Here is a 26508-nt window from a genome sequence, read left to right on the forward strand (position 1 = left end):
CATATCTCGCTTAGTGGAAGATGTACTGCGGAAAACAGGCCGCAGAGCGTATCGGCTCGACTCCGGGCGCGGGCTCTGTGACGTTGCTAACAACCTAGCCGACCCTCCGAGGATCGGCAACAGAATTGTCTACATTTTCGAAGACGGACTTGGATGCAGCAGTGGCACCGCTAGGGGCCATCCTGCCTAAATGACGCTGGGGGCCGGGATGCCGTCCCGCTGCGCCAGTTCCTGCTCGTGCTTGGCAACGGCCCGGGCGATGACGCCCGCTTCCGCATCCCGCGGGACGACGGCGACGCCGTCGTCGTCCGCGACGACCAGGTCGCCCGGATTGACCACGACGCCGCCGATCGCCACGGGCTTTTGGTGGTAGCCCGGGCCGTTCCGGTACGGGCCGGCGGGTGTCACCGCGCGGGCGAAGACGGGAAACCGCATCGCCTCCAGGTCGCGGACGTCGCGGATGGCGCCGTCGATGACGAAGCCGACCACGCCCTTGGCGGCCGCATTCCCTGCGATCAGTTCGCCGATGAGGGCGCGGTGGGTGGCCCCCTGCCCGTTCACGACCAGGACGTCGCCGGGGCCGACGTGTTCCAGGGCCTCGTGGATGGCCTTGTTGTCGCCGCCGGCCGTCATGACGGTGAATGCCCTGCCGACCACGCGTGCTCCGGGCCAGACGGGGCCGATGCCGGCGTCGACGACATTCAGGCGCTCCATCGCGTCCCCGATGTTGGCAACCGGCAGCGTTCCCGCCAGCTCCAGAATGTGCCGGTCCTGTTCGCTCATTGCGCCATCCCTTCCTAGAGTGTGCCCACGACGTTGGGCAGCAGGCGCTGGAAGGCCTCGGCCTGCCGGATCTGCTTGTTGCCGGTGACCTTGCGGGCGTGGTTGCCGCGGTGTTCGGCCCGCTGGGAGTAGTACTCCTGCAGGTACTGCTGGGCCTTCATTTCCTTCATGGCCAGCTTCTTGAGCTCAAAGACGTCCGTGATGTCGACGAAGACCGTGGGCGTGAACTCGCAGAGTTCGGGCTGGTGCGGCTCGAAGGCCAGGAACTCCGACGGCGGGGCGGTCCGGAAGCCGCTCTCGACGCCGGCGCCGGCCGTCAGCAGCCGGGCCCGCGCCACGGCCGCGTGGGCGACGGGGTGGTCGGGGTTGTACGGGTCCTTCGCCGGGTGGGTGAGCGTGACGTGGGGCTGGAAGTCGCGCATCAGTTCGGCCAGGCGGCCGACGCCGACGGACCCCATTTCCAGCGGATAGTCGCCCAAATCGAACGCCTGGAACTCGGCGCCGAGAATGGCCGCCGCGCTGGAGGCTTCTTCGTGGCGGATGCGTTTGACGTTCTCCTCGGTCTGTCCCGGCTCCTTCCAGAGTTCCCCGGATTCACCGCGTTCGCCGTAGGACAGGGCCACCACGAGTGCCTCGCCTCCGGCCCGGGTGTGGGCCGCCAGGACGCCGGCCGAGCGCCAGACAAAGTCCGCGCTGTGGGCGCCGACGACGAGCATTCTTCTCTTCGACATTCAAGACCCCTGTGTGTTGACGAAATCTACGCCTCGATCGTTCGCACTTCCGGAGACAATGTCAACCCCCTTGGCCATAATCTCGAAGACGTAAATGAATCCAAAAGTGTTGACAATCATGGTTGACCGTCGATACGTTGGGGCCACTTCAACTGGTTTCCTGCCCGCCGATTTTTGCCCCACTGATTTTCGGCAGAGCGTAGGCCTGCGGCTTCCGGCACAACGCTGTGCGGGCCGCTGCCGCCGCCGAGCGCATTGGCGAGAGGGTCGCCCGCGAGCGCGGCCCCGCCAGCCCGGGCGGTCTCCATTCCACTAGTCCACAAGGAAGGCCTCATGGTTTCTCCAAGCTCCGAAGTCCAAGGATCCGGACGTGCTGCTCCCTCCGCCGCGGAGCGGAGGAAGGTGCTGGGTGCAAGTTTCATCGGAACCGCCATCGAGTGGTACGACTTTTTCCTCTACGGCGCGGCAGCGGCGCTGATCTTCGGCCCCCAGTTCTTCCCGACAGAGGACCCCTTGGCCGGCACGCTGGCCGCTTTTGCCACCTTTGCCGTGGGCTTCATCGCCCGGCCCATCGGCGGCGTCCTGATGGGGCATTTCGGCGACCGGGTGGGCCGCAAGTCGATGCTGTTGATCTCCATGCTCCTGATGGGCGGGGCCACGGTGGCCATCGGCCTGCTGCCGAATTACGCGGCCATCGGTGCGGCTGCCCCCGCGTTGCTCGTCACGTTCCGCTTCCTGCAGGGCCTGGGCGTGGGCGGGGAATGGGGCGGTGCCGTGCTGATGGCCGTCGAATACTCGCCGCGGAACAAGCGCGCCCTGTACGGGTCGTTTCCCCAGATGGGGCTGCCCGCCGGCATCATCCTGTCCAACCTTGTCTTCATCGCCGTGACGGCGCTCTTCGCCCCTGACATGTTCCAGGCCTGGGGCTGGCGCGTGCCCTTCCTGCTGAGCGGGGCCCTGATCATCGTCGCGCTGTACCTGCGGCTCCAAATCGAAGAGTCCCCCTCCTTTGAAGAGGCCAAGCGCAGCGACGTGGTGGAGAAGAATCCCCTGCGCACCGTCCTCACCAAGCACGGGCTGACGGTCATGCTCGCCGGAGCGGTCTCGATCGCGTCGCCCGCCATCGGCTACATCTACTCGGTCTACATGCTCTCCTACGGAACCACTGCCCTGGAGATCTCCCGCCCGACCATGCTGTGGTTGATTGTTTTTGGAGCCGTGGCCCATCTGGTCACGGTCTACCTGGGCGCGGTCCTGGCGGACCGGTTCGGCCAGAAGCCGGTCTTTACCGCGGGCGCCGCCCTCGTTATCGTGTGGGCCTTTCCCTTCTTCGGACTGATCAACACCGCAAACCCGGGCCTGATCCTGCTCGCGTTCACCGTCATGCTGCTGGCGCAGTCGCTGATGGCCGGTCCCCAGGCAGCCATGATTGCCGAGCTCTTCCCCTCCACCGTCAGGTACAGCGGAACCTCCATTGCCTACCAGATCGGCTCCATCCTCGGCGGCGGGTTTGCGCCGCTGATCGCCACGAGCCTGTTCGCGACCTACGGGTCCACGGTTCCGATCTCCCTTTACCTCCTGGTCCTCGGGGCCCTGAGCCTGGGTGCGATCATCCTGCTCAAGGTGGGACGGTACAGCGCCTCGTACGATGCGCCCGAAGCCTCGCACCACGTTGAGGAAATCTACGCCGACGGCAACGGTCCTGCCCGCTGATCCCGGCCTGACCTCGAACCCCAAGCCTTAGCCAAAAGGAGTCAAGAATGACGGAGATCATCAACCCGGAAACGGCCGGAGGCGGGACCTACGTCCTGGTCCACGGCGCCTGGCACGGAGCGTGGTGCTGGCGGCCGGTCCAGCGGCTGCTGGAAGCCGCGGGTGCAACCGTACTGACTCCGACCCTCACGGGGCTGGGCGACAGGGCACACCTGCTGACCCCCGAGACGGGACTGCGCACCCACGTGACGGATGTCGTGGCCACCATCGAGTCAGAGGACCTGCGGGACGTCATCCTTGTGGGTCACAGTTACGCGGGCCTGGTGGCGACCGGCGCCGCCGCGCTGGTCCCGGACAGGATCAAGCGGCTGGTGATCCTCGACGGCTTCCTGCCGGAGCCAGGCGAGGTCGCCATCGACCTGCTGCCGGAACGGGCCGCGGCCCACTACCTGGAGTCGGCCCGCGAGAACGGCGGCCTGGTCATTGACCCGCGGCCGCTGGAAAACCTGGGAGTCACCGACCAGCGGATCATCGCGGACCTGTCGCCCCGCCTGACGGCCCATCCCGCCAAGACCTACCTTGACGCGGTGGAACATGGCCTGTCGGACCTGCCGTTCACCGGCGAGTACCTGTTGTGCTCCGGATGGGCGACACCGTTCACCCGCTTCGCCCAGCGGGCGGAGACGGCCGGCTGGCAGGTCGCCGAACTGGATGCGGACCACGAAGTGATGGTGACGAACGCAGAACTGCTGGCAGAACACCTGCTGCAGCCCCAGAAGCACACCGTGCGTGTGGCCGTTTAGAAGGAGAAGCGATGGAATTCCTGGTCCGGCAACAAAACGACATGCCCCCGATGGCTGCAGAAGAGGAAGCCCGCATCAAGTCGGCGGAGCGGGAGTACGCCCAGCAACTGCGCGACCGGGGCATCCTGCGCAGGCTGTGGCGGGTTCCCGGAACCCGCACCGCCGTCGGCTGGTATGAAGCCGAGGACGTGACGGAGCTTCACGACGTCCTGTCCGGCCTCCCCACCTTCCAGTGGCAGAGCATCACGGTCGAGGCGCTGGCCATGCATCCGCAGGAAAAGCTGCTCGCCGCGGCGAAGTCCTCCACTCCCGCGACAGCCTAAGGACCGTCCCCGGGCGGGCCGTGCAAGTAGAAAGCGCTAATCATGACGCAAGTTGAAGTACGTGGAACGACGACGGCCCGGATCCTGGGCCATCCCTTGGATGCCTGGTACGTGGCCGCGTGGGACCACGAGGTCACGCGCACGCCGACGTCGCGCCGGATCGCGGATCGCCCACTGGCGCTGTACCGGACCGAAGATGGCAGGGCGGTGGCGCTGGCCGATGCGTGCTGGCACCGGCTGGCCCCGCTGTCGATGGGCAAGACCGTGGGACGGGACGGGATCCAGTGCCCCTACCACGGCATCGTGTACAACTCGGCCGGACGCTGCGCTTCGATGCCGGCGCAGGAGACGATCAACCCCTCGGCCACGGTGCCCTCCTTCCCGGTGGTGGAGCGCTACCGCTTCGTCTGGGTCTGGCTGGGGGATCCGGCCAAGGCGGATCCGGACCTGGTCCCTGACATGCACCAGATGGACAGCCCGGAGTGGGCCGGTGACGGGGAGACGATCCATACCGCGTGCAACTACCAGCTGGTGCTGGACAACCTGATGGACCTGACCCACGAGGAGTTCGTGCATTCCTCCAGCATCGGCCAGGAGGAGTTGAGCGAGTCCGACTTCGAGGTCACCCACGATGAGAACACCGTCACCGTCTCCCGCTGGATGCACAACATCGACGCTCCGCCGGTTTGGGCCAATTACCTCAGGGACCGCTTTCCCGACTACACCGGTCCGGTGGACCGCTGGCAGATCATCCAGTGGCAGTACCCCTCCACCATCCGCATCGACGTCGGGGTGGCCAAGGCCGGCACCGGCGCCCCGGAGGGGGACCGCAGCCAGGGCGTGAACGGGTTCGTCATGAACACCATCTCCCCGGAGACGGACCGCAGCTGCCACTACTTCTGGGCGTTCATGCGCAACTACCGGCTCAACGATGCTGCCATCACCCGGAAGACCACGCAGGGGGTATCGGGCATCTTCGCCCAGGACGAGGCGATGCTCAAGGCGCAGCAGGAGGCCATCGACGCCAACCCGGACTACCAGTTCTACAGCCTGAACATCGATGCCGGCGGCATGTGGGTGCGCCGGATGATCGAGCGGATGCTGGCGGCCGAGGGTCAGCTGGCGGCGGCGCGGTAGGGCCGCCTTTGCTCCGCTTGCCCGCGCTGCGGCCGTGCAATAATGTCAACAAAATTGGTTGTCAATAATCAGCGGAGGAGCAGTCGTGGCAGCGGAGAGCCTCACGGACACCCAAGCGGTCGTATCCAGGCTCCGGGACGCGATTTCACGCGGAGACCTGGCGCCGAACCAGCGGCTCATCGAGCAGGACATCTGCACCGCCTACAACGCGAGCCGGGCCACGGTGCGGGCCGCGCTGGCCGAATTGGCGACCGAGGGACTGGTGGAACGGATCCAGAACCGCGGTGCACGGGTGCGCTCGGTTCCGGTGTCCGAGGCCATCGAAATCCTCGAAGTCCGCACGGCGCTCGAAGCCATGTGCGCGGCCCAGGCCGCCGCCAAGCGAACGGACGAGGACCGGCAAATGCTCCAGTCCCTGGGTGAGGATATGCGCCAGGCCATCGAAACGGGCGATCTGTACCGTTACTCCGACCTCAACAACCGTCTGCATGAAGCCGTGCTGGACATCAGCCAGCACGGCACGGCCGCCGCGGTGATCCATCGGCTCAAGGGGCAAGTGGTCCGGCATCAGTTTCGGCTCAACCTGCGTTCGGGAGGTCCTGTCGGCTCGCTGGCTGAACACCTGGAAATCATCGATGCCATCTGCGGCGGTGACGCGGATGGTGCCGAAGATGCCATGAAGCGGCATCTGCTCAACGTTGCCGACGCGCTCCGGGAGCGCGCCATGGAGGGGCAGGCCGCCAGCAGCATCTAGGGAGCGGCTCCGCTTCCGTTGCCGTAGCTTCAAAGCGCCAACAGGCGCCGGGACGGCCCACGCCGGCCGGGGAGGCCTTCATGCGGCCAGCCGCCACCCGCGCGCCGCATCATCGGTGCTGCGCCACTGATGTTCCAACAGCGTTACCATGCCGTTCTGCTATGGAACCGATAGCTTTTTAGTCCTGTTTTGGTGGGTGCTGTGCTGCGCATACTTCTGGGAGCGCTCCCCGGAGTGATGCCCGTCACCCACCGAACGAAGGACCACCGCAATGAACCGTGCCGAGACCCGCCGTCCCGCCGCCCGCCGTTGGGCTACGGTCACCACCGTGCTGACCACGGCCACGCTGGCCCTCGCCGGCTGCACCACCGGCAGCGGCAACGCTTCCGCCCCCGAAGGAGGGGCGTCCACGGACACGATCAACACCACGTTCAACGCCGATCCGACGACGTTCTCCCCGCCGCAGGGCCGCAACGCCGACGACTACATGGCCAGCCGGCTCCTGTTCGACACGCTCGTGCGCCGCGGAACCGACAACTCGATCGTCCCGAACCTCGCCTCCGCGTGGGAAGTTACTCCCACCCGGGGCGTGTTCACCATCGGGGAGAACGGCACGTGCTCCGACGGCACCAGGATCACCCCCACCGTGGTGGCGGACTCGCTCAGGAACTTCGCCTCGCCCGACACCAACTCCAACTTCCGCGAACTGGTCTTCGGCCCGGGCAAGACCACCATCACCGCCGACGACGAGGCCGGCACCGTCACCATCGACGTCACCGAACCCTGGGCCGACATGCTCCAGGGCCTGAGCATGACCGCCACCGGCATCGTCTGCCCCGACGGGCTCGCCGACCCCAAAGGCCTGAATGCCGGCACCGCCGACGGCGCCTTCTCCGGCCCCTACGCGCTCGCCGAAAAGCAGAGCGGCGTGAAGTACGCCTTCAAGCTGCGCGAGGACTACAGCTCCTGGCCACAGTACGAGCCGGCCATCGAGGGCGTGCCCGCCGCGACGATCAACGCCTCGGTCAACGCCAATTCAAGTGCCGTCGCGAACGAACTGCTCACCGGGACGCGCGACATCGCCATCATCCGTGGCAAGGACATGAGCCGGTTCGACGGCCAGAAGGGCTTCACGGCCGAGAAGTTCCCCATCGGCAGCATGTTCGCGCTCTTCAACGAGCGCCAGGGTTCGCCGTTCACCGACGCCGAAATGCGCCGCTCCGTCGCCCAAGTCGTGGACCGCAACGCGTTCTCCCAGGCCGCGACCGGCGGCCAGGGCGAGCCCTACTACTCCTTCGCGCACCCCTCGGTGCCCTGCGCCGTGACCGACGCGTCCGCCGTCCTTCCGCAGGACCCGGCCGCCGCTGCCCAAGCCCTCACCGGCGAGAAGATCAAGTTCCTGGGCACGCAGGTGTTCGGTCCCAACGGCGCCGCCAACACCTACGTCTCGGAAGCCATGCGCCAGGCCGGCGCCGACGTCGAACTGCGCAACGTCGACCTCGCCACCTGGTCGACCGATTCGCAGAAGCCCGAAAAGTGGGACATGACGCTCATGGGCGCCATCAACGCCGGCGGCACCATGTACGGCGCACTCTCGGTGCTGATCGGCCCGAGCACCGAAAATGGCGGCCTGAACTGGACCGGCAACGAGAACCCGGAGCTGAAGGCCCTCGTCGCCGATGCCATGGCCGAGGAGGACGAAGCCAAGCGCTGCGGCATCTACAACGAGATCCAGCGGATCGTGGTCGAGGACGCCCACGCCGTCCCGCTCGGTTCCCTGGTCGCCCAGACCACCGCCCGTGAAGGGTTCGCGGTGTCCGTGTTCAACGGACAGCGCGACGAGAGCACCATGCGCATCACGAAGTGAGCTGACCGACCGTGACCACCACCATCGCCACCGAGGCGAGCCGCACCCCCGGCCTCAGGGCCGGACGACGGCGGGGCCCGGCCCAGCACCCCTGGGTGCGGTTCGGGCTCCGCCGGTTCGGCGGGCTCCTGCTGTCCTTCGCCGTCCTGACGGCCGTCACCTTCCTGATCGTCCCCCTGATCCCCGGCGACCCGGCCGCCGTGGCCGCCGGCGACGGCGCAAGCGCCGCCCAGATCGCCCAGATGCGCCAGGAACTGGGGCTGGAGCAGCCCCTAATCGTTCAGTTCCTCACCTACTTCAGCGGCATCATCACGCTGGACCTGGGCACCTCCTTCATCAGCGGCGAAGAGGTTTCCCAGGTGATCTTCTCGCGGTTCCCGTTCACGGCCCAGATCGCACTGCTTGCGATCGTCCTGGTGCTGCTGATCGCCGTGCCGGTCGGCATGGGCGTCGCGATCCTGACCCGCGGCGGCCGCCTCCCTTGGCTGGACCACGGGTTCAACGTCGTGACCGGCTTCATCTACGCCGTCCCCCAGTACGTCATGGGAACCCTGCTCGTCGTCGTCTTCGCCGTGACGCTCGGCTGGTTTCCGGCCGCCGGCGCGGCCACGTTCGACTCCCTGGTGCTGCCCACGGCGGGCCTGATGTTCGGGCCGGCGTGCGTGATCGCCCGCGTGGTGCGGCGGGAAACCGCCGTCGTCCTGGACAAGGACTACGTCCGCACCGCCCGCGGCTGGCGGCTGGGCGCTGCCCGCACCCACCTGCGCTACGTGCTGCCGAACCTGATCACCACCACCCTCACGCTCTCCGGCCTCATCCTCGCCGCGCAGTTGGGCGGCGCGGTGGTCATCGAGACGGTCTTCGCCTGGCCCGGCTTGGGGCAGGGCATCGTCAACGCGATCCTGCAGCGCGACTACCCGGTGATCCGCGGGATCATCCTGGTCCTCGGCCTGCTCGCAACACTCATCATCATCCTGGTCGATGTGGTCCTGGCGGTCATCGATCCGCGCAACCTTGGAGGTGCCTCCCATGATGCCTAGCCCGCTCACGCGGCGGTTCTGGTCCCCGACCATGACCGCCGGCGTCCTGATCCTGGCCGCCCTGATCCTCACCGCACTCCTCGCCCCGCCGCTGCTGCGCGCGGACGCGGACACCCTGACGGCCGACGCGGCCCTGGGCCCGAGCTCCGGCCACTGGCTCGGCACGGACGACTTCGGCCGCGACATCCTGGCCCGCGCCCTCACGGCAACCCGGCTCACGCTGACCATGACCGCCGGCGCCGCGGGTATCTCCGTGCTGGCCGGCATCACGATCGGCTTGGCCATCTGGCTCTCCACCCACCGGGTCCGGGAGGCCGCGCTGCGCCTGCTGGAGACGGCGGTCGCCTACCCCTCGCTGATCTTCGCCCTGGTCATCGCGGCCATCCTGGAGCCCAGTCCGACGTCGGCCGTCCTCGCCATCGGCATCGCCGGGATCCCCTCCTTCGCCAGGATCACGGCGAACCTCGCCTCCTCGATCTCGCACAGCGACTACGTGGTCACGGCCCGACTGCTGGGCGTCAGTCCGTTGCGGATCGCCCTGCGGCACATGCTGCCGAACATGGCCGAACCGCTGCTGATCCTCTCCGCCACCGTCTTCGCCCTGGCGCTCGTGGAGATCTCGGCCCTATCCTTCATCGGCCTGGGCGTGCAGTCCCCGGACTACGACTTCGGCCGCCTGCTCAACGACAGCCTGGACTCCCTCTACACCCAGCCGCTGACCACCGTCGGCCCGTCCGCCATGATCGTCCTCACCGGCCTGTCCATCATGCTCATCGGTGATGCGATGGCCTCCCACGCGGACCCCCGCGGGCAGCGGCGCCGCGCCTCCCGCAAGCCCGAGCGCCACCCAACCGTGACCGTCCCGGCCGGCGACACCGCGCTGGTGCGTGTGGAAAACCTGCGGATCGCCCTCCCCGGCGGCCCGGAACTGGTCAAGGGGGTCTCCTTCGGGATCGAACCCGGCGAGGTAGTCGCGCTGGTCGGCGAGTCCGGCTCCGGCAAGTCCCTCACGGCCATGTGCGTCGCGGGCCTGCCGTCCGACGAACTCGACGTCCGCGCCGACACCCTGCGGATCGGGGACATGAACCTCCTGGCGCGGCCGAACAAATCCCGGCTCGCCCAGGACGTCGGGATCATCTACCAGGACCCGGGATCGACGTTCAACCCGTCCCTGCGCCTGGGCGGCCAGCTCACCGAGGTCTTGCGCACCCACCTGAAGATGGGGAGGGGCCAGGCCCGGCGCAAGATGGCCGAGGCGTTGGCTTCGGTGGAGATCACCCAGCCGCAGCAGCGTCTGCGCCAGCACCCGCACGAACTCTCCGGCGGCATGCGCCAGCGCGCCATGATCGCCGCCTCCATGGCGACCAAGCCCAAGCTGCTCATCGCCGACGAACCGACGACCGCGCTCGACGTCACCGTCCAGGCCGAGGTGCTGCGCCAGTTCCGGCGCATCCACCGGCACGAGGGCACGGCCATGCTGTTCATTTCCCACGACCTCGCCGTCGTCGAGGAGCTGTGCGACACCGTGCTGGTCATGCAGCACGGCCTGATCGTCGAGCGCCTGACCGCGGCCCAGCTGCGGCACCGCGACGTCACCCACCCGTACACCCAGTCGCTGCTCGCGGCGATCCCGACGCTCGACCTCGCCCCGGCCACGGTCGGCGCAGGATCCGCGTTCCAGGAAGGCAGCATGCTCCAGGAAGGTAACACGCGATGAACACCATGGACGCCACCAGCCAGGCGCCAGCGGCCCGCGGGGCGGCCCGCGCGCCCGCAGCCTCCGTGGAGGGCCTGACCGTCACGTTCGGGCACACCGAGGTGCTGCACGGCGTGGACCTGGAGATTCCGGACGGCCGCGTGGTCGGCCTGGTCGGCGAATCCGGGTCCGGCAAATCCACCCTCGGCAAGACCCTGGTGGGCATCAACAAACCCAGCGGCGGCACCGTGCGGATCGGCACCCGGGACCTGTCCACGGTCCAGGGGGCCGAACGGACCGCGATGCGCCGCGAGGTGCAGTACGTCCCGCAGGACCCGTACGCCTCGCTCAGCCCGCGCCGCACCATCGGCCAGACGCTGGCCGAGGCCCTGGACCCGCACCGCGCCGACCCCAAGCGGCACCGCGAGCGCATCGCCGCCGCCCTGGACCAGGTCAAGCTGGACCCGAAGAGTCTGGACAAGTACCCGCACCAGTTCTCCGGCGGCCAGCGCCAGCGCGTCGCGATCGCCCGCGCGCTGATCCTGGACCCGAAGCTGGTCATCGCGGACGAGATCACCTCGGCGTTGGACGTGTCGGTGCAGGCCGAGATCATTAGGTTGCTGCAGTCGATGCGGGGCGAAACGGACAGCGCCATGCTGTTCATCTCCCACAACCTGGCGGTCGTGCAGCAGGTGTGCGACGACGTCGTGGTCATGTACCGCGGATCGATCGTGGAGGCCGGCCCCGTGGATCGGGTCTACCCGAACCCGCAGCACGAGTACACGCGCAGGCTGCTCGCCTCCGTGCCCGGGAGCCCGGGCTTCAGCCTCGACTAGGCTCCCCAGGCACGAAGAGGTGAGCGGTCCACGGCAAACCAGCCGTGGACCGCTCACCCCTTCCAGTTGGCAGGCGGAGCCTGCGTATCAGGCCGTGAGGTCCTTGGCCTTGGTTTCGGGCAGTTTCCAGGCCACGAGGGTGGAGACGGCCAGCAGAACGACGACGTAGACGGTGAAGGCGGCGGGTCCGAACGTAACGGTGCTCCAGGACTGGAGGTAAGGAGCGGTGCCGCCAAAGATGGAGACCGCAATCGCGTAGGGCACGGCTACCCCGACCGTGCGAATGCGGGTGGGGAACATCTCGGCGAAGACGGCGGGAGCGATGGCCAGGTTGGCGCCCATGACGAGCAAGATGGCCGTGGCCGGGAGGAAAAGCGACCAGAAGCTGTCGCCGACCATGGCTGAGAGCGGGGCGAAGAGCAGGATGGGGACGCCCGTTCCGATCACGAGTGCGGGGCGGCGCCCGAAGCGGTCGGAGAACCTGCCCCAGAAAGGCAGGCTCAGGATGAGCACGACGTTGCTGAGCACACTGGCCAGCAGCGCGGTGCCCTGCGGCATGCCGTGGATGGTCACTGCCTGCTGGACCACGGAAACCGACCAGACGTAGTAGCAAACGGTTGCTCCCACGCCGAGCCCGATGACGCGGAAGGCCGACCTCCAGTTGGCGCGGATCTGGGGCCACATCGGTTCCCGGCAGGACTTCGTGGCTTCGAACGCGGCGCTTTCCTGCATCCGCGCCCGGCCGATGAGGGTGAAAAGGCCCAGGAGGGCTCCGATGAAGAACGGGATTCGCCAGCCCCAGGCCTGCATGGTTTCCGCGGGCAGCATCGCGTCCAGCACCACTCCCAGGGCCAGGCCGAGGACGATCCCGCCGGTGCCGGAGACGTAGATCAGCGAGGACCAGAGCCCGCGACGCGCGGCGGGCGCGGTTTCCGCTATGTAGGTTTGCGCGGAGGGCATCTCGCCGCCGTGCGCCAGCCCCTGCAGCAGCCGGGCGGTCAGGAGGACGACGGCGGCCCAGGTTCCGGCGGTGCCGTAGGTGGGCACGAGCCCGATCAGGAGTGAACCGAACGAGGCGAGTCCGACGGTCAGCAGCATGGAGGTCTTGCGGCCGGTGTGGTCGGCGAGCCATCCAAAGAGCCAACCCCCGACGGGGCGGGCCACAAAACCGACAGCGAACACGGCCATGGCGCCCAGGAGCGCGGCGACCGGGTCGGCGGGATTGAAGACTTCGGTGGCGAAATAGACCGCGAAGGCGGAATAGATGCCCCAATCGAACCATTCAAGGGCGTTGCCCATGCCGGTGGCGAAGAGGGTGCGGCGTTGTGCCGGGGTGGCCCGCAAGCCAGCGGGCGCCGGGGCGTTCGCTGCGGGCTGGACATGGAGTCGTGCGCTCATGGAAGTCCTTGGTGGTGTGGGGGAGCGGAAGATGCGGGCGGTTCGGGCGAGGGAATCAGGTGGAGGCGAGCTGGGCGATCCGGGCCAGGGCAAGGTGGCTGTAGAGGGCCGCACCGCTGGCCAGCACCGAGTCGTCGAAGACGGCACGCGGGGAATGGTTGAACTCCCGGGTGTCCCCGGTGAGCGGGGTCGCATCCAGGTTGATGAAGGAGCCCGGGACTTGGGCCAGGACGTCGGCGAAGTCCTCGGACCCGCCCAACGGCCGGGTCATGGCCACATGGCGGTCCTCGCCGAAGAGTTCAACGATCTCGCGTTCAGCGAAAGCTGTGTGGTCGTCCTCGTTGACGAGCACCTGGCCCCCGACGATGTAGTCGATGTCGACCTCCACTGCGTGTGCAGAAGCGATGCCCTTGAGGAGGCGCGGCACCGCCTGCTGCATTCGCTCGCGCGAGGCGTCGGAGTACATGCGCAGGCTCGCGCCGAACTCCGCGGTGTCCGGGATGACGTTGATGGCCTCGCCGGCCCTGACCATTCCGACGGATGCGATGACCGGATCGTGTGCATCGAACTGACGGGTGACCATGGCCTGCAGTCCGGTGATCATCTCCGCCATCACCGGCACCGGGTCCTTGGCCGCATGCGGTTGGGAACCGTGGCCGCCCCGTCCCCGCACCTTGACGAAGAGCGCGTCGGCGGCCGACATCATGACCCCGCGGCGGGTGAGGAATCCTCCGGTGTTGCCACCCGAACTGAAGACGTGCATGCCGAAGGCGGAGTCCACGCGCCTGCCCGATAGCTCAAGGACGCCTTCCTCGATCATCAGGGGCGCACCGGCGAGCAGTTCCTCGCCGGGCTGGAACATGAAGACGACATCCCCGGCGAGGTGGTGGCGGCGCTCGGCAAGGAGGCGCGCCGCGCCCACGAGCATGGAGGTGTGCAGGTCGTGGCCGCAAGCGTGCATCCTGCCGTCGACACGCGAAGAGAAATCGAGGCCCGACTCTTCCTGAATGGGCAAGGCGTCCATGTCGGCACGCAGCAGGACCGCAGGACGGTGTCCGCCGCTTTTGCCGTGGTCCCGGCCGGCGGTGCCGCGCAGGACCGCTCCGATTGAATTCAATCCCCGGCCCAACGTGATCTCCAGGGGCAGGTCGGACAGCGCCTCGAGAACGGTTTCCTGGGTGCGGGGAAGTTCGAGGCCAAGTTCTGGCTGTTCGTGCAGCGCGCGGCGCAGCCGCACCAGCTCGCCCTGCAGTTCGCGGGCGTCGTCGAGGATCTGGGCAACAGGCAAGGGGTTCTTCTTTCGCATTCGCAAAGGGGGCGTTCCCACAGGGAGAACCATCGGAAAACAGTGTGGGGGGAGTAACACCAATCTCGACTAAAATCGCAGGAAACGCTCAAAACGGGAGACCTGGATCGCGGATTCGTTCACCCGGCACGTGGCGGGGCGTGCAGCTGGCGGTTCCTGCCACGCCGCCGGGGCCGGCGGCGGTTTTCCCACATGTGCGGCCCCGGACAGCCATTGCCGGCTCGGCGGGACGACGGCTTGGAAAGGATCGCCATGAGCGGAGACGGGCTGGAAACCCTGCCCGAAAAGGACCTGGAACTGGTGCACCTTCTGCAGATCGCACCCCGGATCAGTTGGGCGCAAGCGGCGGAGATCCTGGGAGCCCATGCGACGGTGCTGGCCGCCCGGTGGGATCGGCTCACGGCAGCGGGCATCGCCTGGGTGACGGCCCAGCCCACGGCACGCGTCCGGCCTCAGGTGCTTTCGTTCACTGAGCTCGGCAGCCGCCCCGGAGCGCGTGAGCGCGTGATCTCGGCGCTGCTGGAGATACCCGAGGTGATGTCCCTGGACGTGCTGTCACGCAACCACGACCTTGTCCTGACCATCATGGACACATCGCTGGCCCACTTGGTCGAATCCGTGTACCCGCAGCTGACGGAACTCGACGGCGTGACGGGCCTGTCATCGATGGTCTCGGTGGCCATGCACTCGCCCGCGTCGAATTGGCGGCTCCAGTCCCTGGACCGCCGGCAGGTGGAGGCGGCGCAAGCGATCCACCGCGAGCAGGTCCGTAGGGATCCCCACGTTCGGCTGGGCCCGGAGCACGGACCGGTCATCGAACTGCTCCAACGGGACGGCAGGTGCAGCGCCGCGGAAGTCGCACGGGTCACCGGTACCAGCCCCGCAACCGCGCGGCGCAGACTGTCCCGGGTGTTGGCCAGCGACACGGTGTCGCTTCGATGCGACATGGCGCAACCCGCCTCGGGCTTCCCGGTGACGGTCCAATGGTTCACGCGGCTGCCGATGTCCGAGCACACGGCCGCGGCGAAGGCCCTCTCGAGCGGCTTGAACATGCGGATGATCGTGTCGACGACCGGCCGCGCGAATTTCCTGCTGACCATGTGGCTGCCCTCGGCCAACGACCTCTTCGCGGCCGAGCGGAACATTGAGCGGCTCGCCCCCGGCATCGAGATCCTGGAGACTTCCCTGCTGCTGGGATCGCGCAAGCGCCTCGGCTGGATCATCCGCGCGGACGGGACGGCGGACGGCCGCGTTGTCGTTCCCCCGGTTTCCCTGGGCTGAGTTCGGAGGGACACTTCGGAACTCCGTCGCGGCGCCTGCGGGGCGCGCGGAGGCAGGGCGGATTTTGCCTTCCCCGCCGTCTTGCCATGCCGTCCGGGTATGATGAAGCGTGAATTTCCGACGATTGCAGTATTTCTTGGCCGTGGTCGAGGCGGGAACCATCACCGGTGCCGCCGAAAGCCTGCACATCGCGCAACCCGCGCTCAGCCGCCAGATCAAAACGCTCGAGCGCGAACTGAAGCTGAGCCTGTTCGAGACCCGCGGCAACCGCCTGGTGCTGACGCCTTCCGGACGTGCCTTCGTCCCGATGGCGCAGCGGCTCATGGCCCAAACCCGGGACACCCAGGAGGCGGTCGAGGCACTGCGCACCGGAAGCGTGCGAAGGCTTTCCTGCGCCGCCACCGCCGCCTCGATCCGAGGCTTCCTGGCGGCGTTCGTCGCCTCCACCACCCCCGAGGACCCTGCGATCCTCACCCGGGACGTCGGCCACTTCGAACTCGAGGACACGCTGCTGCACGGAACGGACTTCATCGTCACCCCCAAGCCGCCCGGCGCCGGCCTCGTGTCCGTCAAGCTCGGGGAAATCAACCTGAAGGCTTACGTCCACGCAGGGCACCGGTGGGCCCACGAGAGGCGTCGCAGCGTCGGACTGTCCGAGCTGGTGGGCGAGCCGCTGGTGCTGCCCTCGCACCACAGCGTCTCGCGGCACCTGCTCGACGACGCCCTGCTCGCCCAGGGCCTGGCGCTCGGGGAGTACAACGAGTGCGACGACGGGCCGACGATCCTGGCCTTGGCCTCGGCCGGCCACGGCGTCGGCGTGAGCACGGAACTGGCCTCCTTCGACGTCTGGGGCCTGGCGATCGAGCCGCCTCCGCCGGCGGGAGGCACCACGCCGCCGCTGGCCCTGTCCCTGCACATGGCTTGGCTGCCCGGGCATTACGCCGAGTCGACGCTCCGCGGGCTGGCCGGACGGATCGCCGCCGATCTTGCGTTGCACCGCCCCCCTGTGACGGGCGAACGCCCTTCCCCCTGAAACCCTTGGAGGGAACGGACTCCCCGCGGACATGCCGTCAACGCGGCATTCACCGCAAACCATGCCTTTCCGGCATGCTGAGCGGACTTATTATGTATTAGACAGCATGAGGCGCTCCTTCGGATACTGAATCACAGGATCCGACCGCGGAAGGCACCCATGCTCGACACCCTGTTCATCAATGGCACGTTCCACACGCAAGACCACTCACGGCCAACGGCGTCGGCCGTGGGAGTGCACCAGGGCCGCATCGTCTCGCTCGATGACGGGCTGCCCCCCAGCGCCTTCGCCGACACGATCGACCTCGGAGGCGCCGTCGTCGTTCCCGGCTTCAATGACGCCCACTGCCACCTGAGCCACATCGGTGAGGCCGCCCTTCAGGTGGACCTGCGTCCCGGCGTGGTGGACACCATGGACGAACTGCTGGCCGCCGTCGGGAACTTCGCTGCCCAGGCCGCTCCCGGGGCCTGGGTGGTAGGAGCGGGATACAACCAGAACTACCTCAACGACCGGCACCCCACCGCGGAGCAACTCGACGCCGTCAGCCACGGCCACCCGGTCTACCTTGTCCACAACTCCCGCCACATGGGCGTCGCCAACACGGCCGCCTTCGAACTGGCGGGCTTCCCCGGCCGGCTCAACGTGCCGGTGCCCGAGGGTGGCGCCGTGCCGGCGGATTCCGAGGGCCGGGCCTATGGACTGCTGCAGGAAACGGCCCGTGCACTGGTCCAGGACCACATCCCCGCCAAGAATGCGGAGGACGTCGCGGGGCTTGTCGGCGCCGGCTCCGAAGCCGTGCTGCGGCTTGGCATCACCTCGATCACGGAGCCCGGCATCGGCGCCCCGGACCACATCGGCATGTCGCTGTTCGACCTCGCCGGGTTCCAGATCGCCCGCGACCGCGGCCAGCTGGGGGTGCGTGCCACGGTCATGCCGTACCTGACCACCCTCCACCGCATCGGGGAGGCGGCGGTGGACGGCCATCCGCTGTACGGACTCGACCTGGGCCTGCGATCGGGCATGGGAGACGACTTCCTGCGGGTGGGCCCCACCAAGGTGCTCTCCGACGGGTCGATGATCGGGCGCAGCGCCTACATGTGCTGCGAGTACGACGGCGAGCCCGGAAACCGCGGCCTGCTCCAGTTCCCCGAAGACACCTTGCGCGAGCGGCTGCTCGGTGCCCATCTGGCCGGCTGGCAGCTGGCAATGCACGCCATCGGCGACGCGGCGCTGGACGTCGTCATGGACATCGTCGAGGAGGCGCAGGCGCTCGCGCCGCGGCCCGACGCACGGCACCGCATCGAGCACGTCTCGGTCGCCTCCGACGCGCAGGTCGAGCGCATCGCGCGACTCGGACTGGTTCCCGTCCCCCAAGGCACCTTCATCCACGACCTCGGCGACGGCGTGGCGCGGGTGATGGGCGACCGGACGCGAATGACCTACCGGGTCAAGGCGTTCCTCGACGCGGGGATCGAGATCCCCGCCAGCACGGACGCCCCCGTGGTCGGTGCCGACCCGATCTTCAACATCCACTCCCTGGTCAACCGGACGACCGCCTCCGGGGCGGACTTCGCCCCCGAAGAGCGGATCACGGTCGAGCAGGCCGTGCGTTCCTACACCGTGGGCAGCGCCTATGCCGTCCACCAGGAGCGGGACAAGGGCGCGCTGGTCCCCGGCAAGCTCGCCGACTTCGCGGTCCTGTCCGATGACCTCTTCCGCGTCGCCCCCGAAAAGATCCGCGACGTCTCCGTGACCGCGACCGTCGTCGGCGGCCGGTTGGCCGCCGGCGCCTTCTAGTCCCTCCCGTCCGTCCCTTGCCCTTCACCTCCAGGAGCACATCCATGACCAAGCCCCAGCACGCCGGCCAGGCGATCGTCGACTCGCTCGCCCTCCACGGCGTCAAGCGCGTCTTTTCCGTTCCCGGCGAGAGCTATCTCGCCGTGCTTGACGGACTGCACGGCGCCGACATCGAAAACGTGGTCACCCGCCAGGAAGGCGGCGCCGCCTACATGGCCGAGGCCCACGGCAAGTTCACCGGCGAACCCGGCGTCGCCATGGTCACCCGCGGACCCGGCGCCGCCAATGCCTACGTTGCGCTGCACAGCGCCTGGCAGGACGGCACCCCGATGGTGCTCTTCGTTGGCCTGATCCCCGTCGCGGACCGCATGCGCGAGTCCTTCCAGGAGTTCGACCCGAACTCCTGGTTCGGCACCCAGACCAAGCGTGTCTTCGTCCTGGACGAGGCCTCCCGCGCCTCGGAAGTGGTAGCGGAGGCGTTCTTCGCCGCCAAGTCGGGCCGTCCCGGTCCCGTCGTCGTCGGCCTGCCCGAGGACGTCATCACCCACCGCTTCACCGGCAGACTGCACCAGCCCATCAAGGTGTCCGAAGGCGCCGTCTCCGCCGCGCAGCTCGGCTCCCTGACCGCCGCGCTGCAGGGTGCCCAGAAGCCCCTGATCTTCGTCGGGGGCCAGCGTTGGACCCCCGAGGCCGCCGCGGCCATCGCCACGTTCGCCGAGGCCAACAACATTCCGGTGGTCCACGATTGGCACGCCTCCGACCGCATCCCGGCCACATCGCCGGTCAACGTCGGCGAACTGGGCTACGGCCGCGAGGCCAAGCCGGGGGAGATGTTCGCCGAAGCCGATGTGCTCATTTCCGTGGGCACGGTCCCGACCGACGTCCCCACCGACGGCTACACCCTTCGCCAGAACGGCGACGCCGTGAACTTCCTGGTCACCATCGACACCTCGCTGCGCGGCCGCTCCGGGGCCGTGACCGAGCACATCGTCGCCACACCGGTCGCCTTCACCGAAGCAGTCGCCGGCCTGGACCTGGGCCGCGCGGCAGACTGGGACGCCTGGAGGGCCGCGGGCCGTGCCGCCCGCGAGGCCTTCACCGCGCTGCCGGACTACGCCGGGCTTCCGGCCACCCGCGAGGGCACGGCGCGCATGTCGGTCGTCGTTGCCGAGCTGGCCAAGCGCCTGCCCGAGGACGTGGTCACCACCATGGGCGCCGGCAACCACTGCGGCTGGGCCATGCGTTACATCCCGACCAACCGCTACCCGGCCCAGCTCGGCACCCGGAACGGCTCGATGGGCTACTCGATTCCCGCCGCCGTGGCCGCCTCGCTCGAGTCGCCGGAGCGGCCCATCGTGGCCATCTGCGGCGACGGCGAGTTCCTGATGAACGGCCAGGAGCTTGCCACCGCGGCCCAAGCCGGCGCGCCGCTGCTGGCCGTCGTGATGGACAACGGCCAGTTCGGCACCATCCGCTTGCACCAGGAGTCCCACTTTCCCGGCAGGGTTTCGGGAACACAGCTGTCCAACCCCGACTTCGCAGCCTTCGCCCGGGCGTTCGGCGGGCACGGCGAGACCGTCACCAGCGACGACCAGGCGGCCGACGCCGTCGAGCGCGCGCTGAAGGCCGTCATTGGCGACCGCAAGCCCGCGGTCATCCACGTCGTGGTGGACCAGGACATCCTGGTTCCGTAGCTCCGGCACCGATTCCCACCTTCTTCCGAGGAGCAGCATGAGCATCTATGCAGTGACGAACCCCGCCACCGGCGAGGTAGTCAAGAAGTACCCCACGGCCACGGGCCCTGAAATCGCGGAGGCGATCGCCGCCGCGGACGCCGCGTTCAACGGTTTCAAGTTCTCCACCGTCGGGGACCGCGCGGCGCTGCTGCACCGCGTGGCCGACCTCTACGCCGCACGCCGCGACGAGCTGGCCGCGATCATCACCCGCGAAATGGGCAAGCCGATCTTCCAGTCCGGCTTCGAGGTCGACATCTGTGTGTCGATCTACCGCTACTACGCCGACAACGGCGCCAGGTTCCTGGCCGACGAGGAGCTCGAGGTTGCCGCCGGCGGCACGGCCACCGTCCGCAAGCAGGGCCTGGGGGTGATCCTGGGGATCATGCCGTGGAACTACCCGTACTACCAGGTCGCCCGCTTCGCCGCCCCCAACCTCATGAACGGCAATTCCGTCCTTCTCAAGCACGCCCCGCAGTGCCCGGAGTCGGCGTTGGCCATGGAACGGATCTTCACGGACGCCGGCGCCCCGGATGGCGCCTACGTCAACATCTTCGCGACCAACGAGCAGATCGCCGACGTCATCGCCGACCCGCGCGTGCAGGGCGTTTCGCTGACCGGTTCCGAGCGCGCAGGATCCGCCGTCGCCGAGATCGCCGGCCGCAACCTCAAGAAGGTCGTCCTCGAACTGGGCGGGTCCGATCCGTTCATCCTGCTGGACACCAAGAACGTCGACGAGGCCGTGGGCCGCGCCGTGTTCGGCCGCATGGTCAATGGCGGCCAGGCCTGCAACGCCTCCAAGCGGTTCGTGGTCATGGAGGACATCTACGACGAGTTCGTCGAGAAATTCGCCGGCGCCCTGCAGGCCATCGAGCCGGGCGACCCGACGGACCCGAAAACCTTCCTGGGCCCGCTATCCTCGCAGGCCGCCGCGGACAACCTGGACAGGCAGGTGAAGGCCGCAATCGCTGAAGGCGCCGTGGCCCGCACCGGCGGCTCGAAGCTCGATGAGGGCTCCGCCTACTTCCGGCCCACCGTGCTGACGAACGTCACCCCCGAGATGAACGTGTTCCACCAGGAACTGTTCGGCCCGGTCGCCATGGTTTTCAAGGCCACCTCCGAAGAGGAAGCGGTCCGCCTGGCCAACGACACCCCGTTCGGCCTGGGCTCCTCGATCCACACGGACGACGAGGAGAAGGCGCTGCGCATCGCCGGCCAGATCGAGGCCGGCATGGTGTTCATCAACGAACCCGGCGGCACCTCGGCCGAGTTGCCCTTCGGCGGCATCAAACGCTCCGGCGTGGGCCGCGAGCTGGGCAAATACGGCATGGACGAGTTCGTCAACCGCAAGCTCATCCGCGTCAAGAAGTAGGAAGGCACGGCACAGCGCATCGGCTTCCCTTTTCGAGCCGGAGCACCGGGGGCTTCCCGCACGGATCCGTTGGAATTCCGTGGCGGGAAGCCCCCGGTGCGTTAACCGCCGGTGCGTTAGCCGCTGCGCGGTCTTCTGGTGCGGGGCCGGAGAAACCCCGCGGCGGGCTGGGACATCCGGAGTTGGACCGTGTCAGAAAAGCGACGGGCCGGGTTCCCCGTGCACCTGAAATGTGGAAAAGCCCCGCTTCCACGGTGGCAGCCGGGGAAGCGGGGCAGGCGGAGCATGCCCGTGGAGCAGGGCGCAGCGTGCTACCGGGAAGCCAGGGCTTCCCGGAAGACCTCGCCGATGATCGCCGCTCCCTGGCGTATCTGCTCGAGGGTTGGCAGGCAGAAGGACATGCGCATCTTGTTGCGGCCTTGGCCATCCGTGTAGAAGGCGGTCCCGGGGACGTACACCGCCCCGCGCTCGATGCACTCGTACACCAGCTGCTCGGCGTCCAGGCCCTCGGGGAGCGTGATCCACAGGTAGAACCCCCCGGTGGGTGCGTTCCACGCGGTGCCGGCGGGCATGACCGCGGAGAGGGTTTCGACGAGCGTCTGGTACTTCTCGCGGTACAGGGCGCGGTAGGTGTCCAGAGTGTCCCGCCAGGCCGGATCGTCCAGATAGGCGCTCATAAGCAGCTGGGTGAAGACCGAGGGGTTGAGCTGGGCGGTCTCGGAGGCCTTGACCAGTTCCCCGCGGAACGCAGCCGGCGGCAGCACCCACCCGAGGCGAAGGCCTGGGGCGAACATCTTCGAGAAGGAGCCGAAGTAGAAGGTGATGTCCGGGAACTGCGGTTGGATGGCCGGCAGCGTCTGTCCCTCGAATCCCAGCAGGCCGTAGGGGTTGTCCTCGAAGATCAGCAGTCCCTGGTCGCGGCAGATCCGGCCGACCTCGCCTCGACGTTCCACGGAGAGGTTCACCCCACCGGGGTTCTGGAAGTTCGGGATGGTGTAGAGCCCCTTGGCGGTCTTGCCGGCCGCCCGAACCTCCGCGCTGAGCCGTTCCAACTCCGCGGGAATGAGCCCGTCGGCGTCGGAGGGGACATGGACGATCTCCGCTTCATAGCTGGTGAAGACCGCCATGCCTCCGGCGTACGAAGGGCCCTCGGCGAAAACCACGTCACCGGGGTTGATCGTGATGCGCGCGGCGATGTCCAACGCCTGCTGGGAGCCGGCGGTGACGACGGCGTCCGCCGCGTCGGCTTCGATCCCTTCCAGCCGCATGATGTCGACGATATGGGCCCGCAGCTCGGGAACACCGTCGCTGGCACCATACTGGAAAGCCTCCGCGGCACGGCTCTGGAGGATCCGCTGGGCGTCCTCCGCGAGCCGGTCGAAAGGCAACCCTCCCAGATAGGGAGCGCCGTTGGCGAAGGAGATCATCCCGGGGCGCTGGGCGGCACGGAATACCTTCCGGACCTCCGAGGGCTTCGCAGCCCTGACGCGGTCGGAGAGAAAGCACTGGTAGCTCAAGGCCGTGTCCAACGGGACGGTCATGGGATTCCTTTCAGCGGCAAGGGCCGGGTTGTCCTAGCTCCTCAGTGTCGAGCCGGAGGCGGGGGACTGTCCAAGATCAAAAGCCTGCACTGTCCATGCCTCCACGGCATGAAACCCAGTCCGGCTGGAGGGTGGCTTTGGACGCCGGGTATGCCGTTGTTTCCGCGGCGGCGGCTGGCGCCGCCGGGGCCCGGCAGCGGCAGCCGCCGAAGCCGTTGGAAGTTCTTGGGAGTGTATGAGGTTTCGGCATGGATCCTTTCGTTTTTAGGTCTTGGACAGCAGGGTCTGCCGAGCCGCAGGGTGGAAGCAGTTGATATATGGCATGCGTACATCCTCGGAGGAAATTATGGCCACAGTGGATTCGGTCCTGCAGGGACAGCGGCGCCGGCGGGCGACCGTCGGCGCTTTCGTGGGGACCGCGATTGAGTGGTACGACTTCTTCATCTTCGGTACCGCCGCAGCGCTGGTGTTCGGGAAGGTCTTTTACCCGGACGTTTCGCCGGCGGCCGGGGTGTTGGCCTCCTTCGCCACTTTTTGGGTAGGGTTCCTCGCGCGCCCCCTGGGAGGCATAGTCTTCGGGCATCTCGGCGACCGGTTGGGCCGCAAGAACGTCCTGGTGGCCACGCTGTTCCTCATGGGAGGTGCCACCGCCCTGATCGGCGTCCTGCCGACCTACGCGCAAATCGGAGTTGCGGCACCGGTCCTGCTCGTTGTCTTGCGCGCCGCCCAGGGGCTGGCCGTTGGCGGGGAGTGGGCGGGCGCCACGCTGATGGCCACCGAGAGCGCCGAAGAGAGCAAGAAGACCATGGCCGGGACGTGGGTTCAGCAGGGGTCTCCGGCCGGTTCGATCCTGGCCACCATCATGTTCATGATGGTTGGATCCCTGCCCGACGAAGCATTCCTGGCTTGGGGTTGGCGCATCCCGTTCCTCTTTTCGGCGGTCCTCGTGATCGTCGGCTTGATCATCCGCTCCAAGGTCGAGGAGTCGCACGAATTCCTGGAAGCCAAGCAGCACCACGAAGTCGTCAAGGTCCCGGTGGTGACGGTGTTCAAGACCGCCCCGGCACTGGTCTGGCTGGGAGTCGGCGCCTCGATCCTCGGGATCGCTGCAGCCTTCTTCAACAACACCTTCCTGCTTTCGTGGACCACCACCGAACTGGGCATGCCGCGGCAGCAAATCCTGAATGCCCTGTTCATCATCGCGATCGTGCAGTTCATCTGGCAGCCCATTGCGGCCGTCATCGCCGGCAGGATCGGACGCACGCGCGTGATGCTCCTGGCGATCCTGCTTAACCTGGCTGCCGTCGTTCCGCTGTTCCTGGCGATCCTCAGCGGCAACATCGTGTTCCTTGTCCTCATGCTCTGCGTCACTACGCTCGGCGGTGCGGGCTACTACGCCATGCTGGCGAGCTTCCTTGCGGACGCCTTCCCGGCCAACATCCGTTTCACGGGCGTTGCCCTGGCCAACGGGCTGTGCGCATCCATCATCGGCGGCTCGACGCCCCTGATCGCCCAGTCGGTCCTCAACGGCTTCGGCCCCTGGGGCGTTGCCGTCTTCTACGCCGTCCTGGTCACGGCCACGCTCCTGGCTGTCTGGGCGATGAGCCGCAGGACAAGAGGGGCCACAACCGACGCCCCGATCAAACAGCACGTCTGATGCCCCGGGACTCCCAGGACAGCCCGGGGAAGGAGAACATGAGCGAGAGGAAGGATTGCCGTGCGGATTGATGCCGTTTACAGGAATGGACTCTTTTGGACAGGTGACCCGCAGCGCCCGGCGGCGGCATCCGTAGCGGTCCATCAGGGCCGCATCATCGCCATCGATGACCTCGAGGGGATCAACGCCGAACGGGAAATCGATCTCGGTGGTGCCCGGATCGTGCCGGGGCTGCACGATGCGCACCACCACCTCGCCTTCACTGGCCTGCGGCTGTCCACCGTCGATGTGAGACCCTCGCGGGCAGCGACACTGGAGGAGGTGTACGCGGCTCTGGAACGGCGCGCGAAGGAGCTTCCCCAGGACGCGTGGGTCCTCGCGAGCGGATACGACCAGACGTTCTTCGGCGGTCAGCATCCAACCGCTGAGGACATCGACCGTGCCGTCGGCGGCCGGCCCTGCATGCTTGAGCACGTCTCCGGACACATGGTCGTGGCGAGCACCCGCGCCTTCGAACTTGCCGGCTATGCGGGCCGCGAAGGCTATCCGGACATTGACGGAGGCCGGGTCTTCAGGGATGCCCACGGGCGGGCGCAGGGCCTCTTGCAGGAAACGGCGATGGCGCCGATACGTAACATCGCCGGATCGTTCACGGACGCGGACATCGCCCGCCACCTCAAACTCGGCAGCGACCAGGCGCTGGCCTACGGGCTAACAAGCATCACCGAACCCGGAGTCATCGTCGACGGCAAGATGAGTGGCGGCGTCGCCATGCACCACTATCTCGCGGCCGTGGCCGATGAAGTCCTCAAACCGAGGATGACGGTCATGCCGTTCCACTCTGCCCTCCATCCGATCGGCGCCGGGCCCGCAGGATGGCAAACGCTGGACTGGGGAATCCGGACCGGCTTCGGGGACGAACGCCTGCGGATCGGTCCGGTGAAAATCCTCTCCGACGGATCGCTGATTGGGCGCTCCGCCGCGGTGCACGAGTGCTACTGCGGGGAACCGGACAACTTCGGCGTGCTGCAGCTGCCACCCAACGAACTGCGCGAAGCCATCGTCTCCTACCACCGGGCCGGGTGGACCGTGGCCACGCACGCCATCGGGGACCGGGCCATCGACCACGTGCTCGATGCGGTGGAACACGCCCAGCGCGAGCTGCCGCGCACGGTCAGGCACCGGATTGAGCACTTCGCGATCGCGACCAACGAGCAGGTGCACCGGTGTGCTTCCCTCGGCGTGATCCCGGTGCCCCAGGGCGTGTTCATCTCCGACTTCGGAGATGGAATCCTCGACTCCATCGGCCCTGAGCGCTCCGCGGGCACCTACCGGATGCGCTCACTGCTCGACGCGGGCATGGTCGTGCCAGGATCCACCGACTCCCCGGTGTCCGACGCGAACCCCTTGGTATCGATCCACGATCTGGTGAACCGCGTCACCAGCGCCGGGAGGGAATTCGGATTCCACGAACGGGTGACCGTGGAAGAGGCACTCACTGCGTACACCTACGGCTCCGCCTATGCGATAGGCGCGGAAGCCGAGAGAGGACGCATCGCCGTCGGTCAGCTCGCCGACTTCGCCGTGCTGAGCGACGACATCCTGAACGTCGATCCGGCAGGGATTCGAGACCTGCGTGTAACGGCAACTGTTGTCGGCGGCGAGCTGGTCTACGAGCGCAGCGACGTGCACAAATGATGACCGAGA

At 67.7% G+C, this 26508-nt stretch carries 21 protein-coding genes; 16 read left to right on the forward strand and 5 right to left on the reverse strand.

From position 1 onward, the window contains the following. Positions 1 to 186: 186 nt before the first annotated feature. A complete protein-coding gene (locus ABD912_RS00275) occupies positions 187 to 783 on the reverse strand; it encodes an RraA family protein (protein WP_345147598.1) in 597 nt (198 codons plus the stop codon). Positions 784 to 797: 14 nt separating this feature from the next. After that, a complete protein-coding gene (locus ABD912_RS00280; RefSeq protein ID WP_345147600.1) occupies positions 798 to 1514 on the reverse strand; it encodes a PIG-L deacetylase family protein in 717 nt (238 codons plus the stop codon). Between the two features lie 333 nt (positions 1515 to 1847). On the opposite strand from ABD912_RS00280, the gene ABD912_RS00285 reads away from it, so the two are divergent. From ABD912_RS00285 to ABD912_RS00325, 9 genes are all read left to right on the forward strand, one after another. Then, the gene (locus ABD912_RS00285; RefSeq protein WP_345147601.1) at positions 1848 to 3227 is read left to right on the forward strand and encodes an MFS transporter; all 1380 of its coding nucleotides are present in this window, start codon (positions 1848 to 1850) and stop codon (positions 3225 to 3227) included. A 47-nt stretch (positions 3228 to 3274) separates the two neighbouring features. Further along, the gene (locus tag ABD912_RS00290; RefSeq protein WP_345147603.1) at positions 3275 to 4030 is read left to right on the forward strand and encodes an alpha/beta hydrolase; all 756 of its coding nucleotides are present in this window, start codon (positions 3275 to 3277) and stop codon (positions 4028 to 4030) included. An 11-nt stretch (positions 4031 to 4041) separates the two neighbouring features. Next, positions 4042 to 4353 carry a muconolactone Delta-isomerase gene (locus ABD912_RS00295; protein ID WP_345147605.1) on the forward strand — a complete coding sequence of 104 codons (312 nt, stop codon included), beginning with the start codon at positions 4042 to 4044 and terminating at the stop codon, positions 4351 to 4353. Between the two features lie 42 nt (positions 4354 to 4395). Beyond that, positions 4396 to 5490 carry an aromatic ring-hydroxylating dioxygenase subunit alpha gene (locus ABD912_RS00300; protein WP_345147607.1) on the forward strand — a complete coding sequence of 365 codons (1095 nt, stop codon included), beginning with the start codon at positions 4396 to 4398 and terminating at the stop codon, positions 5488 to 5490. A gap of 85 nt (positions 5491 to 5575) precedes the next feature. Beyond that, a complete protein-coding gene (locus ABD912_RS00305; RefSeq protein WP_345147608.1) occupies positions 5576 to 6244 on the forward strand; it encodes a GntR family transcriptional regulator in 669 nt (222 codons plus the stop codon). Between the two features lie 271 nt (positions 6245 to 6515). After that, positions 6516 to 8111 carry an ABC transporter substrate-binding protein gene (locus ABD912_RS00310; RefSeq protein ID WP_345147609.1) on the forward strand — a complete coding sequence of 532 codons (1596 nt, stop codon included), beginning with the start codon at positions 6516 to 6518 and terminating at the stop codon, positions 8109 to 8111. Between the two features lie 11 nt (positions 8112 to 8122). Next, positions 8123 to 9151 carry an ABC transporter permease gene (locus ABD912_RS00315; protein WP_345147610.1) on the forward strand — a complete coding sequence of 343 codons (1029 nt, stop codon included), beginning with the start codon at positions 8123 to 8125 and terminating at the stop codon, positions 9149 to 9151. Then, a complete protein-coding gene (locus ABD912_RS00320) occupies positions 9141 to 10868 on the forward strand; it encodes a dipeptide/oligopeptide/nickel ABC transporter permease/ATP-binding protein (protein ID WP_345147611.1) in 1728 nt (575 codons plus the stop codon). Before ABD912_RS00315 ends, ABD912_RS00320 begins: the two co-directional genes overlap by 11 nt. Further along, positions 10865 to 11683 carry an ABC transporter ATP-binding protein gene (locus ABD912_RS00325; protein WP_345147612.1) on the forward strand — a complete coding sequence of 273 codons (819 nt, stop codon included), beginning with the start codon at positions 10865 to 10867 and terminating at the stop codon, positions 11681 to 11683. The genes ABD912_RS00320 and ABD912_RS00325 overlap by 4 nt, the downstream gene beginning before the upstream one ends. An 87-nt stretch (positions 11684 to 11770) precedes the next feature. Here the strand turns inward: ABD912_RS00325 and ABD912_RS00330 are convergent, their stop codons facing one another. Both ABD912_RS00330 and ABD912_RS00335 read right to left on the reverse strand, forming a co-directional pair. After that, complete coding sequence (locus ABD912_RS00330; RefSeq protein ID WP_345147613.1) at positions 11771 to 13081, reverse strand: MFS transporter; 1311 nt, start codon at positions 13079 to 13081, stop codon at positions 11771 to 11773. Between the two features lie 55 nt (positions 13082 to 13136). Further along, positions 13137 to 14369, reverse strand: a complete 1233-nt coding sequence (locus tag ABD912_RS00335; RefSeq protein ID WP_425547997.1) for a M20 metallopeptidase family protein — start codon at positions 14367 to 14369, stop codon at positions 13137 to 13139. A gap of 270 nt (positions 14370 to 14639) precedes the next feature. Between ABD912_RS00335 and ABD912_RS00340 the strand changes: the two genes are divergently transcribed. The 5 genes from ABD912_RS00340 (at position 14640) to ABD912_RS00360 (ending at position 21603) form a co-directional block, all read left to right on the forward strand. Next, positions 14640 to 15668: an Lrp/AsnC family transcriptional regulator gene (locus tag ABD912_RS00340; RefSeq protein WP_345147615.1), complete on the forward strand. Its 1029-nt coding sequence runs from the start codon at positions 14640 to 14642 to the stop codon at positions 15666 to 15668. Between the two features lie 124 nt (positions 15669 to 15792). Further along, entirely contained in the window at positions 15793 to 16701 is a 909-nt protein-coding gene (locus ABD912_RS00345; protein WP_345147616.1) for a LysR family transcriptional regulator, read from the forward strand. A 159-nt stretch (positions 16702 to 16860) separates the two neighbouring features. After that, positions 16861 to 18498: an amidohydrolase gene (locus ABD912_RS00350; RefSeq protein WP_345147618.1), complete on the forward strand. Its 1638-nt coding sequence runs from the start codon at positions 16861 to 16863 to the stop codon at positions 18496 to 18498. A gap of 44 nt (positions 18499 to 18542) precedes the next feature. Continuing rightward, a complete protein-coding gene (locus tag ABD912_RS00355) occupies positions 18543 to 20192 on the forward strand; it encodes a thiamine pyrophosphate-dependent enzyme (RefSeq protein ID WP_345147620.1) in 1650 nt (549 codons plus the stop codon). Positions 20193 to 20229: 37 nt separating this feature from the next. Then, positions 20230 to 21603: an NAD-dependent succinate-semialdehyde dehydrogenase gene (locus ABD912_RS00360; protein ID WP_345147622.1), complete on the forward strand. Its 1374-nt coding sequence runs from the start codon at positions 20230 to 20232 to the stop codon at positions 21601 to 21603. A gap of 311 nt (positions 21604 to 21914) precedes the next feature. Here the strand turns inward: ABD912_RS00360 and ABD912_RS00365 are convergent, their stop codons facing one another. Continuing rightward, positions 21915 to 23144 carry an aminotransferase-like domain-containing protein gene (locus tag ABD912_RS00365; protein WP_345147623.1) on the reverse strand — a complete coding sequence of 410 codons (1230 nt, stop codon included), beginning with the start codon at positions 23142 to 23144 and terminating at the stop codon, positions 21915 to 21917. Positions 23145 to 23490: 346 nt separating this feature from the next. Here ABD912_RS00365 and ABD912_RS00370 point away from each other — a divergent pair, with 346 nt between their 5' ends. Beyond that, positions 23491 to 24801 (forward strand): MFS transporter, encoded by a 1311-nt coding sequence (locus ABD912_RS00370; RefSeq protein WP_345147625.1) that lies wholly within the window; start codon positions 23491 to 23493, stop codon positions 24799 to 24801. Between the two features lie 60 nt (positions 24802 to 24861). Continuing rightward, entirely contained in the window at positions 24862 to 26499 is a 1638-nt protein-coding gene (locus ABD912_RS00375) for an amidohydrolase (RefSeq protein WP_345147626.1), read from the forward strand. Positions 26500 to 26508 lie beyond the last annotated feature (9 nt).

The organism is Arthrobacter ginkgonis (genome assembly GCF_039540195.1).
GTDB classification, from domain to species: Bacteria; Actinomycetota; Actinomycetes; order Actinomycetales; family Micrococcaceae; genus Zafaria; species Zafaria ginkgonis.

What these genes read in the sequence shown, in the direction of transcription:
- ABD912_RS00370 (WP_345147625.1), top strand. Translation starts at nt 23,491, where the DNA reads ATGGCCACAGTGGATTCGGTCCTGCAGGGACAGCGGCGCCGGCGGGCG.
- ABD912_RS00310 (WP_345147609.1), top strand. Translation starts at nt 6,516, where the DNA reads ATGAACCGTGCCGAGACCCGCCGTCCCGCCGCCCGCCGTTGGGCTACG.
- ABD912_RS00355 (WP_345147620.1), top strand. Translation starts at nt 18,543, where the DNA reads ATGACCAAGCCCCAGCACGCCGGCCAGGCGATCGTCGACTCGCTCGCC.
- ABD912_RS00300 (WP_345147607.1), top strand. Translation starts at nt 4,396, where the DNA reads ATGACGCAAGTTGAAGTACGTGGAACGACGACGGCCCGGATCCTGGGC.
- ABD912_RS00285 (WP_345147601.1), top strand. Translation starts at nt 1,848, where the DNA reads ATGGTTTCTCCAAGCTCCGAAGTCCAAGGATCCGGACGTGCTGCTCCC.
- ABD912_RS00340 (WP_345147615.1), top strand. Translation starts at nt 14,640, where the DNA reads ATGAGCGGAGACGGGCTGGAAACCCTGCCCGAAAAGGACCTGGAACTG.
- ABD912_RS00320 (WP_345147611.1), top strand. Translation starts at nt 9,141, where the DNA reads ATGATGCCTAGCCCGCTCACGCGGCGGTTCTGGTCCCCGACCATGACC.
- ABD912_RS00350 (WP_345147618.1), top strand. Translation starts at nt 16,861, where the DNA reads ATGCTCGACACCCTGTTCATCAATGGCACGTTCCACACGCAAGACCAC.
- ABD912_RS00280 (WP_345147600.1), bottom strand. Translation starts at nt 1,514, where the DNA reads ATGTCGAAGAGAAGAATGCTCGTCGTCGGCGCCCACAGCGCGGACTTT.
- ABD912_RS00360 (WP_345147622.1), top strand. Translation starts at nt 20,230, where the DNA reads ATGAGCATCTATGCAGTGACGAACCCCGCCACCGGCGAGGTAGTCAAG.
- ABD912_RS00295 (WP_345147605.1), top strand. Translation starts at nt 4,042, where the DNA reads ATGGAATTCCTGGTCCGGCAACAAAACGACATGCCCCCGATGGCTGCA.
- ABD912_RS00365 (WP_345147623.1), bottom strand. Translation starts at nt 23,144, where the DNA reads ATGACCGTCCCGTTGGACACGGCCTTGAGCTACCAGTGCTTTCTCTCC.
- ABD912_RS00330 (WP_345147613.1), bottom strand. Translation starts at nt 13,081, where the DNA reads ATGAGCGCACGACTCCATGTCCAGCCCGCAGCGAACGCCCCGGCGCCC.
- ABD912_RS00325 (WP_345147612.1), top strand. Translation starts at nt 10,865, where the DNA reads ATGAACACCATGGACGCCACCAGCCAGGCGCCAGCGGCCCGCGGGGCG.
- ABD912_RS00290 (WP_345147603.1), top strand. Translation starts at nt 3,275, where the DNA reads ATGACGGAGATCATCAACCCGGAAACGGCCGGAGGCGGGACCTACGTC.
- ABD912_RS00275 (WP_345147598.1), bottom strand. Translation starts at nt 783, where the DNA reads ATGAGCGAACAGGACCGGCACATTCTGGAGCTGGCGGGAACGCTGCCG.